Genomic DNA, 13954 nt, shown 5'->3' with positions numbered 1-13954 from the left:
TCAGTATGTTCACTTATTCATACCTGCTATTCGCAATTAAGTTCCGAGTTTTTTTAATTTTTTTCTGAATATTTTTATAAAACACAAAACCCCGGCTGAAATGGTTCTGAATGGCCTCTCTACGGCCAGAGTCGGTCGGACAATCCGGATGTTCGCTGCAGCTTCTCCCGGATACCTTGTCTCAAAATTTCTTCCGGGGTCAGGATAATAACCGTTTTGCGAGCACGCGTAATGGCCGTATAGATAAGCTCCCGGCTTACCACTTTTGACCGTTCGGCAGGCAACACTATCAGAATGTTATTGAACTCCGAGCCCTGACTCTTATGCACGGTCAGGGCATAGGCTTTATTATGATCGGGCAACCGCGAAGGAGCCACTTCACGAATGGCGTTGTCGTGCTGAAAATACACCCTCAGCTCCTGTTCCTCATTGGCCAGGCATATGCCCGTGTCTCCATTATACAAGCCCAGAGAGTAATCATTAACATTGACCATCACCGGCTTGCCGGGATACCACTGCTGGTACTTCGGGATGGATCCCCTCTCCTGCAGGATTCGTTCGATATAGCGGTTCAGATAGCGAATGCCCCAGGGACCTCTTCGGTGTGCTGCGAGAATGCGAAACTCATTAAGAATCGCAAAGGCCTCATCGGGAGAGCTGCAGCGGGAGAGCCGGTCAAAATAGCCGGCTGCCCTTTGAGCAAGCAGCTCTTCAAGGGCAGAATCTTCCCGGGAATTGACAAGGGCAATCTCAGGATATTGCTCAGATTTTAAAAAGGCGATTGCTTCTTCAGCCTCTCCCCTGTTTACGCTCTCAGCCAGACGGGCTATGCCGCTATCCGCTCCAAAACGGTAGCTTTCGGTCAGCAGCGTCACATAGTCGGTCAGGGTATCGGGGGCGGAAACCGTCGCCTCACCCGGAAGGTCCAGCGACAGCGATTGCAGCCACGCTGTGGTGCCCGACGAAAACCGGTTTTCCGTCCCCCTGCAGATATCGCCGAGAACCGATCCCGCCTCTACCGAAGCAAGCTGGTCCTTGTCCCCCAACAGAATAAGTTTCGTCCCCTCAAGCAACGCCTCCATCACACGACTCATCAGCGCCTGGTCTACCATTGACACTTCATCAATGACCACCACATCCTGGGATAACGGGTTTTCTTTGTTATGCCTGAACCTCGACGTATAACGGCGTGCTCCCAACAGCTGGTGCAGCGTAACGGCTTCGCCGGGGATAGCCTCGCGTATCCCCTCCGTTACCGGCAGGGACTCCCGGGCGGATTGTATGGCCTCCTGCAGGCGGGCGGCGGCCTTGCCGGTCGGAGCCGTTAAAGCGATAGCAGGCATCCGGCCACGGGCCTCTCCCTGCTCGGCCAGCAAGGCCAGGATCCGCACCACTGTCGAAGTCTTCCCCGTTCCGGGTCCCCCCGAAATTACGGATAGTGTGTGCTTGACCGCCAGCGCAGCAGCCACCCTCTGCCAATCGGTTCCCACTTTTGAGGGCGATTGAAAGCTAAAAAGGCGCTCCAGTCCCTCGTGCAACAGCGGCACGTCTATATCTTTCTCCGAATCCCGGCATCGCTCCAGCAACGCCGCGGCCAGGGTATGCTCATGATGCCAAAGCTTATGAAGATACAGCCTGTTTTCGGAATCCAGTATGAGTGGTCTAAAGGTACCGGGACCTCCGACAAAAGGGCTTTCGGACAGGCGGTTTTTCCACTCCTCCAGGGCTGGGGCCTCGGGAGATTGTCTCCCTTCAGCTTCCTCAAAAAGCGGCCCGCCGGCATATTCGTCCAGCTGCAGGCAGATATTGCCTTTGTGATACAGGTAGCTGGTCAGGCACGCCGACATGAGCACTGCCTCGGAAACGTCCGGGTCCTGACTCCAGAGGAACCGGCAGAGTTCAAGATCGATATCCAAAATCACTCCCTGCTCACGCAACGCTGATAAACGGTTCATAATATTCTTTTGGCTCATCAGCTGTCACCTCCCGAAATATATCGGTTTAATTTCCGGATCGTACGGGCAGGCGGACGATCATGGAAGATGCCTTCCCGGCCCTTCTCATTCATGCCCCGCAGGAATAGATAAAACGCGCCGCCAACATGCGTATCATAAGAATAGTCCGACAGCTTTTCGGCCAGGAACCGGTGCAGGGCGATGATGTAAATGTGATATTGCAAATCGTAAAAAGCCTCCCGCATCTCATGCTGCATGGAAGCCTGATCGTAATCGCTGCATGTATCCCCGAGATAGTTGCTTTTGTAATCCAAAATATAAAATTTGCCTTCGTATTGAAACGTCAGGTCAATAAATCCTTTCATAAAGCCCGGGGCCGCCGCTCCTCTTGCAGGGGGACGACCGTCATGTTCTTTTCGGATAATGGCAAGCATCTCCCGGGTCTCAATATGCTCATGGTCATAGTAGAACTCCATCTCGGGAATCAGATCGGACGGCGCCAAAGCCGATAGTTTGAGTCCCCCGTCTGCCGGCAGCAATGGTTTTTGGACGACCGTTTCAAGCATCTGCAGGGCGACCGACTTCCACTGCTGGTCAATGCCATGCAGGGCCAAACTGTTTTCTATGGCTGTTCCGGCCTGATCAAGAGTGACAAAATTGACCTCCTCAAAGATATGATGGAGGCAGGTGCCGGGCTGGGGACCTTTGGGAAAGCTGAACATCGTCAACGCTCCCCCTGCGGGTGCTTCTGTCTCCCCGGCGTCCCCATCCAGGAACTGGTCGTAGTCCGGCACATCCGGATCATCATCCATCCAGCTGCTCAGGGATGAAAAACTGGAGACCCGGTAGCGGGATGCCAGGGAGTCCGTCCGACCGAACGAGCGTGCCCGGAAAACAGGACTGGGGTCTCCCGTCGCCAGCAGTTCCAGCTGCTCCCCCCCTGCGCCGGATGTCCCGGGCTTTTTCTGCAGGGTAAACAGGTCGGGATACTCCTCACAGAGCTTCCCGATCGCCCGGCCGACCTCATCGTCGTCCACCCCGTCCCCCTTCTCCCCGGAGCTCACTTTGGCCTTCAAAAGAGACTCCACCTGTTCGGGGTCCCGGAGGAGATAACCCAGCGAGGAGAACTCAGAGGCATTGGCAAACGCCCACGTCAAATACAGGCAATGCTCGGCCCGCGTCATAGCAACGTAGGCGAGACGCATATTTTCGGCCAGCTCTTCGCGCCGGACATAAAATCTTTTCTCGGCCCGCTCGGGATCCGACTTCCCGTTCAAATCCAGATAAGAGGTTTCCCGATCGTTTGGATGATGATACTCCAGCGGCTGACCTTTGTCCCTGATATCGGGACCATACCACAAAAAGGGGCAAAAGACAATGGGGTATTGCAATCCCTTGCTTTTGTGCATGGTTACGATTTTGAGCAGCTCCTCATCGCTTTCCAGCCGCACCTGCTCTTCATCGCGCGTGCTGCTGCCGTTCTCCCGGCGTTTGCGGGCCAGCCAGTGCAACAAGCTGCGCGCTCCCTCCCGCGATTCTTTCTGCAGCAGCTCCCCGAGATGCCGTATGTTTGTGAGTCGCCGTTCCCCGTCCGGGTACCGGATCAGATGCTCCGCCACCTCCAGCTCATCCAGCAGCGACTGAAACATCGCCGCAAATCCCTGCTCCTGCCATGTTCTGTGCCAGCCGGAAAACTGACTCAGCACCTGAATCCATCGCTCCTCATTTTCTTCGATAGCAAGCAGGTCGGCTGCCCTGTAGCCGGTCAGGGGCAGCGACAGGGCGGTCTTTACCAGCGTCTCATTCGCGGGCTCGACCACTGCCTTCAGCAACTGCTCGAGCTGCTCGCTCTCATCGCTTTCGAATACACTTTGATCACTGTGACGCACGCTCTTAATGCCCTCTTCCCGCAGTGCATCACTGATCAATTCGGCCTGTGCATGCTTCCTCACCAGCACAGCGATATCCCTGGCCCGGACGGGAGTATTCCCGATGGTGATCTCCCCCCTTCGGCCGCCCCTGAGCAGCCGGCGGATTTCCCTGACGGTATCATCGACTGCGTTTTCCCTGGCATCTCCCTTCCGCAGCCGTCCCCCGGAACCCGACAACCGGCGGAAACGGACAGGGGAACGCTCCCGCCCTTCTTCCAACAGTCTCTCGTATTCATCCTCATCCCGTCCCCACCTAACCTGCTGATATGCAATGTCCTCAACCACGAAAGGCCTTTCCTGTTGTCCCCATAACACATTGAAACCGCGCAGAAGGCCGGGCACAGACCGGAAATTACGGTTCAGCCGGTAGCGGTTCTCCCCGGGTGCATCCCCTCGAGCCTTGAGATATGAGTACACATCAGCTCCCCGGAAGCTGTAGATCGACTGCTTGGGATCGCCAATCATAAAGAGCGCCGAATCTCCGGATTTCCTGTATATCCGGCGAAAAATATCGTACTGGTTCGGGTCCGTATCCTGAAACTCATCCACCATCGCAAGGGGATATTTTTCCCGCAGCTTGTCAGCCAGCCGTTCCCCGCGCTCCGGGTCCCCAAGCGCATTGCGCAGCCGCAGCAGCAGGTCGTCATACGACAGCACCTGCAGCTCCTCCTTCTTTTGGCTAAGCTCCCGCCGCAGGTAGTGGAGGAGATCTTTTCGGAACCATACCTGGAACCGGCTTACGGTTTCAATGACCTCCCGGTATGCATCGACCAGCTGAAAAAACGGGTGTTGCGGAGGGGTTATGCCACGCTCGACCGCCTTTTTCTTCAGACTCTCATTAATGGATGACTGCCGGAACCGGTAAAACTGGGTAAAAGTATTGAGCGGCGGGACCTCAGAGGCCAGGAAATCATCCATCAGGTCAAACCACTTCGTCACCTTATGGCTGGTATAATAGCTGAGGTCTCCGCTATCAAGGAGAGTAAACAGTGCCTCCCGCTCCACCGACCATATTTCCCGGAGCTCCCTGTATAAATCCCAGCACAGGGTCACCTCCCGGCCGATCTGATCGTTATCCTTGTCCCTATCAATATCTTCGGGCAACACCTTCAGCTGTGGCTTTCCTATATACGATCCCAGCTCCTTTGCCAGCGACTCCGGTCCGAGTCCACTGTCAATTAACAACTTGAGCAGCAGCCGCTTCTCAGGATGCTCCGAAACCTCCCTCACCCAGTTCCGCCAGTAGTCATCCACCGCTTCCTGCACCAGCTCCGCATCATCCCCCACCATTTCCGCATCGTACAGGGCACGGCTCTCGAACGCCTGCTCCTGCAACGCCTGGTAGCAGAAGCCGTGGATGGTATAAATGGAGGCCTCATCAAACATTCGAACCGCCCGCTCCAGTTTGTCCGCCGCCCCTTCATAGTCCGATACCTCCGCCAGCAGCTCCCTCAAAAACTGGTCCGACCGATCCCGGACTTCGCCCGATTTCAACACCCGCACCGACTGGCGAATCCGTCCCAACAGCCGATCCTTCAGCTCTTTGGTTGCGGCCTCGGTATAGGTGACCACCAATATTTTTCCGACAGCAATATCCCGCTCGATCAGCGCCCGGATATAGAGCGAAGTGATATTGTAGGTTTTGCCCGTCCCGGCGCTGGCCTCTACCAGATTGATACCCGAAAGGGAGATCTCAAAAGGGTTTAGTAGCTTCATGCTATGAGTCCCCCCGCCTTAACACCTTAAAAAATGGCACCCAAAAACGTTGGCTCAGTTCCCTGAACTGCTCGTTCTGATCCCGGAATGGTTGCTTCCGGCTGTTAATCAGTTTGATGTAGGGGTCCTCCCCCTCTCCGGGATACCCGCCCCAGCCCGGCTCCCATTTGTTTATGGCTTTTGCCATCCCCTGTTCTTGCGTTTTATCCTCCGCTATCACGCTTTTCGCATAGGCATACGATGATTCGCAATACAGCGGCAGGGGACGCTGCAGTCCCCGCCGGTACAGCTCCATTAAATTTGAAAGTATCGCTTTGGTATCCTCCGGCGGCGACAAGCAGTGTTCCTGAAAAGCGGATTTATCCCAGGTAAACAACAAACTCCGACCGGGATGTCCCGCAGGCTTCACCCGTTGAACAAGCAGGTGCCGGATCCACCCCTCGATCAGGTACCCGGGACGCGCTTTGCCGAACCGGTACATGATGTGCGCATCCGGGTATATATTGGTCAGGCTGCCTACGATACGGAACTCCCCGATGGTAATATCGACCTCCGGGTCCGGCAAGGGCTGCCGGTCAAGGCGCTGCTGTATTTCACCGCCGAAAAGTCGGACCTCCGACGCTTTCTGCCGGTACGCCTGCGCGCCGGTCCACCCCTCGGGCAGCATATCCCGCGCTCGAAGGTTTTCGTAGTAAGTATCCAGCGGCTGATCCCTCAGAAAACGATCCAGCAGCTCCTGTTCCACCCGGTAGCCTTCCAGTCCCCCCAACGCAAACGGCTCACGGTCTTCGGTCAGCACCTCCTCCCCCCCCGGATAGATCCCGAGGCGTTGCTGCAACAGGTATTTCACCGGCTGCTGAAAAAAAGAAATAAGATCATTGACCGACATCACTTTCCACTCCTCCCCGGGTTCCGGAAGATCCGTGTGCAGGAAAAGCGGGGGACGGTCCCGGGCATCCATGAGCTGTTGACTAACCTTCAGCTGGGTTCGGGAATAGCTAAACAATCCCTCTTTATTCTTAAAGTACCCGGGGCTAAAAGCCTGCAGGCGATGCCGGGTCGTAATATCCCCGGATTCCAGGCCATACTGTCCCTCCAGGTAATCCAGGAACTCCCGGAGGACAGTCGACGGCGGAAAGTCGGCATCCTGCCGGTTACTCTGTCCCACATAACTGAAATACAGGTGCGTCCGCGCCGAGAGGAGGTTCTCCAAAAAGAGATAGCGGTCCTCTTCGGAACGGACCGGGTCCCCGGGACGCCCGTCCAGGTGCATCAGATCAAACTCAATGGGTATCTTCGAGCGGGGAAAAGCTCCTTCATTCATTCCGATCATGCCGATCACCTTAAACGGGATACTTCGCATCGGCATCAAAGAGCTAAACGTTACCCCCCGGCCCATGCTTCCCCCGCCGGTTCCGGATTCCTCCAGCCGCTCCTGCAGCCAGGAACGCACAACCGCAAAGGGAACAGGACTCTCAAAGGATGCCAGCGAAGCGTATTCGGTCAGCTGGCCGACGGCCTCGCGGATCCGGGAAATTTGCCTGAAGTACTCTTTGGTATCGGGCAAAAACATTTCGGGAACCCGGTTCAATACCGGTTGCCAGCCTGCGGGTGATTTTGCTTCTTCCACCGAGCGTGCGATATCAAACAGTTCCTGCAGAAACCGGGAAAACCGGCCCGCCAGGGCGGCATCCTCGGAGGTTGCGATCTCTTCATAGGGAAAGATACTGTTGTACAGGCGATCGTCCACCGGCTGCATGGCATACCCCAGTAGCATGCGATTGCGCCCGGACTGCCAGGTAAACCGGTCGCTTTGCGGCACGTTCATCTTCTGCTTGAACGGCCCGTCAATTCCCCACCGGATCCGGTTCTCCCGTATCCACTGTTCCAGGCGGTTCAGCTGCTCATCACTAAGGTCAAACGCTTCCCGGACGGGACCGGAATCGAGCAAATCCATCACATCGGTCACTTTAAACCGGCTGTCGCAAAGACTCAGAATATTAAGAAACGACTCCACAGCGGAAGATTGTCCCCCCACCCCCCGGTCGGCGATACAGTACGGGAGGTCCGGCTGCCCCTCATCCGGTGTTTCAAAAACGGCTTCCACCACCGGAGCGTAGGTCTCGATATCCGGCGTCATAATCAGAATATCACTGGAAGTAAGATCCGGGTTGTTATCAAGTATCCCCAGCAGCTGATCGTACAACACCTCGACCTCGCGCATGGGACTGTGACACGAATGCACCTGGATGGACGAATCGGCGGCGGGTACATTCAGCTTGCGTCCGGTAAGGGGACTGTCTGTTGTTAGATCGGACCGGATGGTGCAAAAAACCGAAGCTCCTTCCGGCTGTTCGGTATCCAGCTGCTGCCACTCCACCGAACCCGTCCCCTGCCTGTCGGCTTGCGCGAAGGTGGACAATTGGGAGATAAAGCGGGCCCCTTCACTCCCCAGCGACTGCAGCAGCGGGTTGGCATAGTCCCCGCTCTCCTTGATGTCGGGATCAATCGCAAGCTGGTAAAAACAAACCCGGGTGAGCTTCGAGAGTTTCACCATGGTTTCCATAAAAGCCGGCGAGGCGGTTGATACCCCAAAAACCGAAATCCGATCAGGAAGGCGGTCCGCCGGCAGTGTTCCGTTATCCATAGCCTCCCACAGCTTTTGCTGCAATTGCGCGCGGTGCAGCCATGCTCCCTCATAATGGGTCTCCCAGTAACGGATCAGCCTTCTCCACAGGCGAGACTGCCACTTTTCGGCCTCCACCTGTCGGGTGTTCAATCTTCTTTGCTGCCAATCCAGTATCATGCGGGGACGATAGATGAGGTACTGGTCAAAGACGTCGGCAATTTTGGACGCAAGCTTCCAGCCTCGAAAAGTGCGCTGTGCGGGATCCTCATCGGCGATATAGTGACTCAGATTCTTAAATTCGCTCAAAAACTGCTCGTCGTTGAAAAGCTCCATCAGCGTCCACGTCATCGGCCCCCGATCCGAAGGCAGCGTCTCCGGTATATCGGGATAAATAGTACGGATCAGGCTCCAGATGCGCTCGGAGGGGAACTCGAACATCATATTGGCTGCGATGCCCTGCCTTTTTGCCCGGTACAGCGAGAGCCACTGACCCATCCCGTGGTTCTGCACAACCAGTATTTCCGGGGACAGCGGGTTGCCGCCCGGCGCGCCGCGGCATTCCTCAAACAGCCGGTGGGCCAGTTTATGCTGATCCGTTCCGTAGTAAATCGTGAGCATCAGGACACAAAGCTAAAGATTCAATTCTGAACATCCCGGTTTCTCTCACATCGAATGCAAGAAGTCTTTGAAAAACCGGGTATTTTGTTCAAGGTCAAGGCCAGGGGGAGGTTGCCCTCGCAGCATATCACTCATATAGGGAGGAATTCCACCAACCGATAACGCCGGCATTGGCCACAAGAACGGTGTTGCAAAGACTTCTACAACCACCTACATGATCAAAGCTAAAATACGAATAAAAAGGTATTCTGCTAAACCCTTGTTCTCCTTATCTGAGTCCATTTTGGGTCCCCAATTCCGGTCGGTCCATTTTCACTCCTGAAAACCGAAGGCAGCGATCGATAATGAAAACGGACAAAAAAAGTGTTGAGACTTGTTTGGGCACGCATTCCAAAAATTCATCCCTTGAAGAGTAGAAGCAACATATCAGTCCAAAACTAAAAATGCTATAGCATCGGGATCTGTTCGATACTATAGCACATTTGTGAATAGAAACAATGATTGAGAATGGAACCAAAGCAGGGTCTCCTGCGGAAAATATTTTTATTCCAACTCAAATATAACAAGTCCGTCTGTTCCCTTGGCCACGTATAAACGGCGCTCGGTTGCGACAATATGATTAATCTGTCCCCCCGAATTGATCTCGGAAAAATCATCCAAATTGTGACTATTGACCAGGTTCAATCCCCTGCCGTTAAGCCCGTTGGGCACCTCAAAAACATCGATGTAGTTACCGGTTTCATCACTCCCGCCGGCATATACATAGGTGTCACTATTTCCGGGAGGTCCCGACGCCTCAAATGTGGTTACTGAAGTATAGTGCCTGTTCTGGATTTCACTTGATTCAGAATCCGTTTTGCTGTTCCACTTAATCATTCCCTCCGCATCGAACACCGAAAATCCGAATTCATTCAGGGCCGCCACCGCATGGGGACGATTATTCGTGTGAATAAAAGTGGAGAGGCGGGCAATGGTGCCATCCTGCATACGGGGGGCTTCGGCCTGCCCGTTGTTATCAATCAGGTCTATTATGAGTCTATAGCCGTTGTAATTATGGTTAACCCTTCGTGCCGTTCCCGACTGATCCAGAGTAAAAACCTCACCGGAAATTTCAGTCAAAATCGACCGGTAGTTAACATCGTCACTGTTCTCCATCAAATCAAAAGTACTTAAACTCTTATTAAAGCGATACATATGATTTTGATCGGATACGGCATAAATATAGTTGTCGGTCCGGCCGATACTTTTTACCACGTTGCCTTCCGTACTCGCACTTTCCACCACCTCTACAGATTCTGTATCCAGCTTCAAGAGTTGAGCTTTAAAATCACCCGCCTGCTTGCCTTTTACAGCGCCCGCTATATAAATCGCATTTTCCTCATCGTCATATACTACTTCCTGAACATCAAAGCCATCACCCTGAAATGAACGCGCAGACTCCTCTAAAACGCCATCAGCGGAGAATATATCTACGCCACCGCCATATGCCTCTTCATAGATCTTATATCCTACATGAATAAACTCCCCGTCATAATCGAGATGACTGGCTCTTGTAGTCACAGTGTTCACCACGGGAGGACTGACCGTTGCCGCAACACTGAGTTCCGTATCAATACCTTTCGAGGGTTTTTTAGCTTTGCTTTCGCTACTCTCGATCTCATAGAGCGTCAATCGATTGGTAATATCACTGGTAATTGAAAACTCCGGTTCCACATAGGGAGAATTGTCATCAGCCGATAAAAAATCGCAGCCGGTCAATGTGAACATCAGCGCAGCAAGAGTAGTGTATATAGTTATTCTGGGATGAATAGACATGGTTTTTATATTATTAAGCCAACTTGAATGAAATGTTTATTTTGCTACTAAAAAATAAGCCTAAATATCAAAAAATCCTAATTAGGCTATTTTAATTCCCCTGAAACACTTTTTTTATTTCATCTTCCAGTTTCCTTGCGGCTCTGGATGTTTTGTTTGGATTCCATGCATCCTTATAGGAGTCGTAGAAAAACAGTTCCCTGATATAGGCATAAGACCGCACCCCTCTTAAAAACAATCCCACATAAAAAGTCATACCGGGCAAATACGGAATATATTTAGCTTTATCGCTTTTATTGGCAGAAAGAGCTATAATGGCTCCGAATTCAATTATTTTAGAGAGACTATACAAAAACATTCCCCCGATAATCAGGTAGCCGAATTCTGCTTTGAAATACAGCGCCAGAACGATCAGGTATACCCACCAAAGAAGATTGAGAATAAAATTATAGAACACATTTTCCACGACGGCAAAAAAGTTACTCAGGCTAAAATTATCTGATGGAAAAAGCAGGTCCCGGTGTTTCCTGAATCGAAAACGAATGAGGGATCGGCTCCATCTGACACGCTGTTTCGCCAGTTTGGTAAATGATGTTGGCACATTGGTCAGGCAAATAGCCAGGTGCGTGAACGTTATCTTGTACCCTTTTTTCCTGATTTTAAGCGTAAGATCGCCATCCAGTCCCGGACCGACATCCCACCCGCCCAGTTCCACTAACAAATCGCGCCGAAAGGCCCCGAAAGCGCCGGACACAATTCTCAGGATGCCAAGGGAATCCGCGATCATACGGCCTGTTGCAAAAATATTGAAGTATTCAATGGCCTGAAAGGTAGTAACTAAATTCTGACCACTATTCTTGGCCTCAATAGCGCCCCCCACAGCTCCTACCTTTTCCTCTTCATAAAAGGGCACTAAAATTTCTTCTATGGCATCCCGGTTGAAGGAGCTGTCCGCATCCAGGTGCACTATATACTTTCCGGTTGCGTACCGGAGAGCTAAGTTGGCAGCAGAAGCTTTCCCTCCCCTGGTTTCGTTCCGTAAGAACAGGTCAATTTTTCCATTGCGTTCAAGATCTCTTCCTATCAGCTCGGAGTTGTCTTCTGAGCCATCGTCAATAACAATGATCTCGAAGTTATCATAGGTCTGTTCCTCAAGTGTTCGTACCAGTTTATAGTAATTTTTTCCCTCGTCTTTCCCCGGCACAATAATCGAAATTAACGGGTGCTCATTCCACAATTGCCGCTTGGCATTCTCATAATTCTCTTTATTAAAATGGGTCTTGATCTTATGGATAACCAAAAAAACATAGGCCAGAAGCAAATAACGGGGAAATTCCAGAATAAAATAAAACCAGAAAATTGTCAGGAATCCCTCTATCCCCTGGTTATTCCAGAATTGAAAGAAATCAGCCATTTTTTATAGTAGTCATGTATAGAGGTTAGCCAGGATCAATCTTTACCCATATCCAATTGGCTGAGTTGTTCATCAGCACTTTTACCTGTTTCTACCGGTTGTAAGTTTTTAGAAATTTTAAGCGTGAAGTTTGGGTTATTATCATCCAGCAGCTCTTTTATCCGTTTTATCACTTTTCCGGTTATCGCATCTGCCTGCCGGAGGTCACTCTCCGTAATAAGCAGCCACAGGGTCACCATATTTTTGAAAATGATTTCATCAGAACGATTTACCTCATTCAAAACGACTTCATATAATTCTCTGACCAGGTTGTTACTTCTCTGCTCTCCTAACTGGTCATATAATTCCGAGATGTTCTCCAGGTAAATAGAAGCAATAGCACTTTCGAAATCAGCCTCTTTTTTCCGCTCAATTTCTTTAGCTAACGTATGCTTAAAATAGGCTTTGTCGATGACATCGAGCATGGTATCCAATTCACCTACATCCACTGCAACCTGGCCTTTAGCGGCATCCTTACCGAGACTGGTCAACTGATAAGACATTAACCTTTTTTTAACCAGGTTTTCTACCTTAATATCCGAATTACAATTTCTGCATTTTGCCTTCACCAGGGGATCCTGAAACATCTCATTACACTGGTTGCACTCAAATATTTCAGAAGGCTTGTCATAATCAACGCCTATATGCGTGAGTGTTTTATCGCATTTCGGACAGACCAGATCCCTGGAGCCCTGACTTTTTTCAAAATCAGACCTGGGACCCATATAGGCGCATGAAAAGTGATGAATCTGGTCTTCGGATTCGATATTGGTAGAATGACAGTTCGGACAGCTTTCACGGAAGTGAAGGTAACTATTGCTACAGTGATTACAGGTATAAAAACTGTCATAATATTCTGACGTCAGGAATCCCTCTTCAACCGCAATGTCCAGAATTTTAGGGACCTGATCTTCCCGCTCAAAGTCAAAGTTAGCCGTTACCATGGGGTAAATATAGCCCAGCTTTGCATTCCTAAAAGAGAGGGGTTCAAAATCCCGTATTTGCCTCGTATAGATATATTCCAATGACTTTTCGATCATCCGGTCGACAAAAGAAACGGATTTTTTGCTCCTGCCCACATCCCTGACAAATCTGCCTATTGCTTCATTAAAGCGCTCTTCTTCAAAGGGCTTGACAATATAGTCCGTAACTCCATAGTCAAATGCTTTTATGCCGTCTTCCTTGCTGCCGCTGATTATAATAACCTTACCGGGATCCAGATCTTCAGCACGGTCAATTACGTCGAATCCAGTCATATCCGGCAGGCCAATATCCAGGAAAACCAGGTCAACTGATTTCTCATTGACAAGCTTTATCGCTTCCCTGCCATTTTCAGCTGCTCCAATAAAATTCAGAACGGACTGCTTCTCCACGTTCCTTTTTAAAATGATACGGAAAAGAGGATCATCCTCAACTATTATACAATTCAGTTCCATAAGTGTTAGTTATAATAATGTCCTTTACTGTTCTGCTACAACCGGCTCTTAATTTTTTTGGTTATATCAGCTATCGGGTTGAGATTCGACAGATTCGTAATTTCACCGTCCGCCAGCTGAGAAATCGCAGGATTCGTCTGTCCATGGATCTTATAGAGAAAGACCGGCATCAGGTACACTTCCCTATTGTTATGAGACCTGATGTCATTGATTAACTCTAATACACTCAGGTCCTTTCGATACTCAATGATGACGCCATCCACCTCCCCGTCTTCCAGCCACTTCATATCAAATGACGCAAGCGGGTCCGCCTTTAAAAAAGTAAGATCATCGTGGATTAATTGTTGGTCCTGGCTATTCTTTATCATTATATCAAATTCATAAAACGTTAATGGAATAAG

At 51.1% G+C, this 13954-nt stretch carries 7 protein-coding genes; all 7 read right to left on the bottom strand.

What is annotated here, in order from left to right:
- Positions 1-119 precede the first annotated feature (119 nt).
- Positions 120-1955, bottom strand: a complete 1836-nt coding sequence (gene recD, locus BUB16_RS00275; RefSeq protein ID WP_073059127.1) for an exodeoxyribonuclease V subunit alpha — start codon at positions 1953-1955, stop codon at positions 120-122.
- A 17-nt stretch (positions 1956-1972) separates the two neighbouring features.
- Positions 1973-5602 carry an exodeoxyribonuclease V subunit beta gene (gene recB / locus BUB16_RS00270; protein ID WP_073058820.1) on the bottom strand — a complete coding sequence of 1210 codons (3630 nt, stop codon included), beginning with the start codon at positions 5600-5602 and terminating at the stop codon, positions 1973-1975.
- A gap of 1 nt (position 5603) precedes the next feature.
- Positions 5604-8849 (bottom strand): exodeoxyribonuclease V subunit gamma, encoded by a 3246-nt coding sequence (gene recC, locus BUB16_RS00265; RefSeq protein WP_073058819.1) that lies wholly within the window; start codon positions 8847-8849, stop codon positions 5604-5606.
- A gap of 543 nt (positions 8850-9392) precedes the next feature.
- A complete protein-coding gene (locus BUB16_RS00260; protein ID WP_139240125.1) occupies positions 9393-10664 on the bottom strand; it encodes a hypothetical protein in 1272 nt (423 codons plus the stop codon).
- A gap of 91 nt (positions 10665-10755) precedes the next feature.
- Entirely contained in the window at positions 10756-12078 is a 1323-nt protein-coding gene (locus BUB16_RS00255) for a glycosyltransferase family 2 protein (protein ID WP_073058817.1), read from the bottom strand.
- Positions 12079-12113: 35 nt separating this feature from the next.
- Positions 12114-13553, bottom strand: coding sequence for a TackOD1 domain-containing metal-binding protein (locus tag BUB16_RS00250; protein WP_073058816.1), 1440 nt, complete (start codon positions 13551-13553; stop codon positions 12114-12116).
- Positions 13554-13588: 35 nt separating this feature from the next.
- Positions 13589-13921 carry a hypothetical protein gene (locus BUB16_RS00245; protein ID WP_073058815.1) on the bottom strand — a complete coding sequence of 111 codons (333 nt, stop codon included), beginning with the start codon at positions 13919-13921 and terminating at the stop codon, positions 13589-13591.
- Positions 13922-13954: the final 33 nt, after the last annotated feature.

The sequence above is a fragment of the Fodinibius roseus genome, assembly GCF_900129315.1.
GTDB lineage: Bacteria > Bacteroidota > Rhodothermia > Balneolales > Balneolaceae > Fodinibius > Fodinibius roseus.
The sequence above is the reverse complement of the archived record's forward strand: the minus strand, read 5'-3'. Positions and strand labels throughout refer to the sequence as shown.

Coding starts and splice junctions, on each gene's coding strand:
- recD (WP_073059127.1), bottom strand. CDS start 1,955: ATGAACCGTTTATCAGCGTTGCGTGAGCAGGGAGTGATTTTGGATATC.
- recB (WP_073058820.1), bottom strand. CDS start 5,602: ATGAAGCTACTAAACCCTTTTGAGATCTCCCTTTCGGGTATCAATCTG.
- recC (WP_073058819.1), bottom strand. CDS start 8,849: ATGCTCACGATTTACTACGGAACGGATCAGCATAAACTGGCCCACCGG.
- BUB16_RS00260 (WP_139240125.1), bottom strand. CDS start 10,664: ATGTCTATTCATCCCAGAATAACTATATACACTACTCTTGCTGCGCTG.
- BUB16_RS00255 (WP_073058817.1), bottom strand. CDS start 12,078: ATGGCTGATTTCTTTCAATTCTGGAATAACCAGGGGATAGAGGGATTC.
- BUB16_RS00250 (WP_073058816.1), bottom strand. CDS start 13,553: ATGGAACTGAATTGTATAATAGTTGAGGATGATCCTCTTTTCCGTATC.
- BUB16_RS00245 (WP_073058815.1), bottom strand. CDS start 13,921: ATGATAAAGAATAGCCAGGACCAACAATTAATCCACGATGATCTTACT.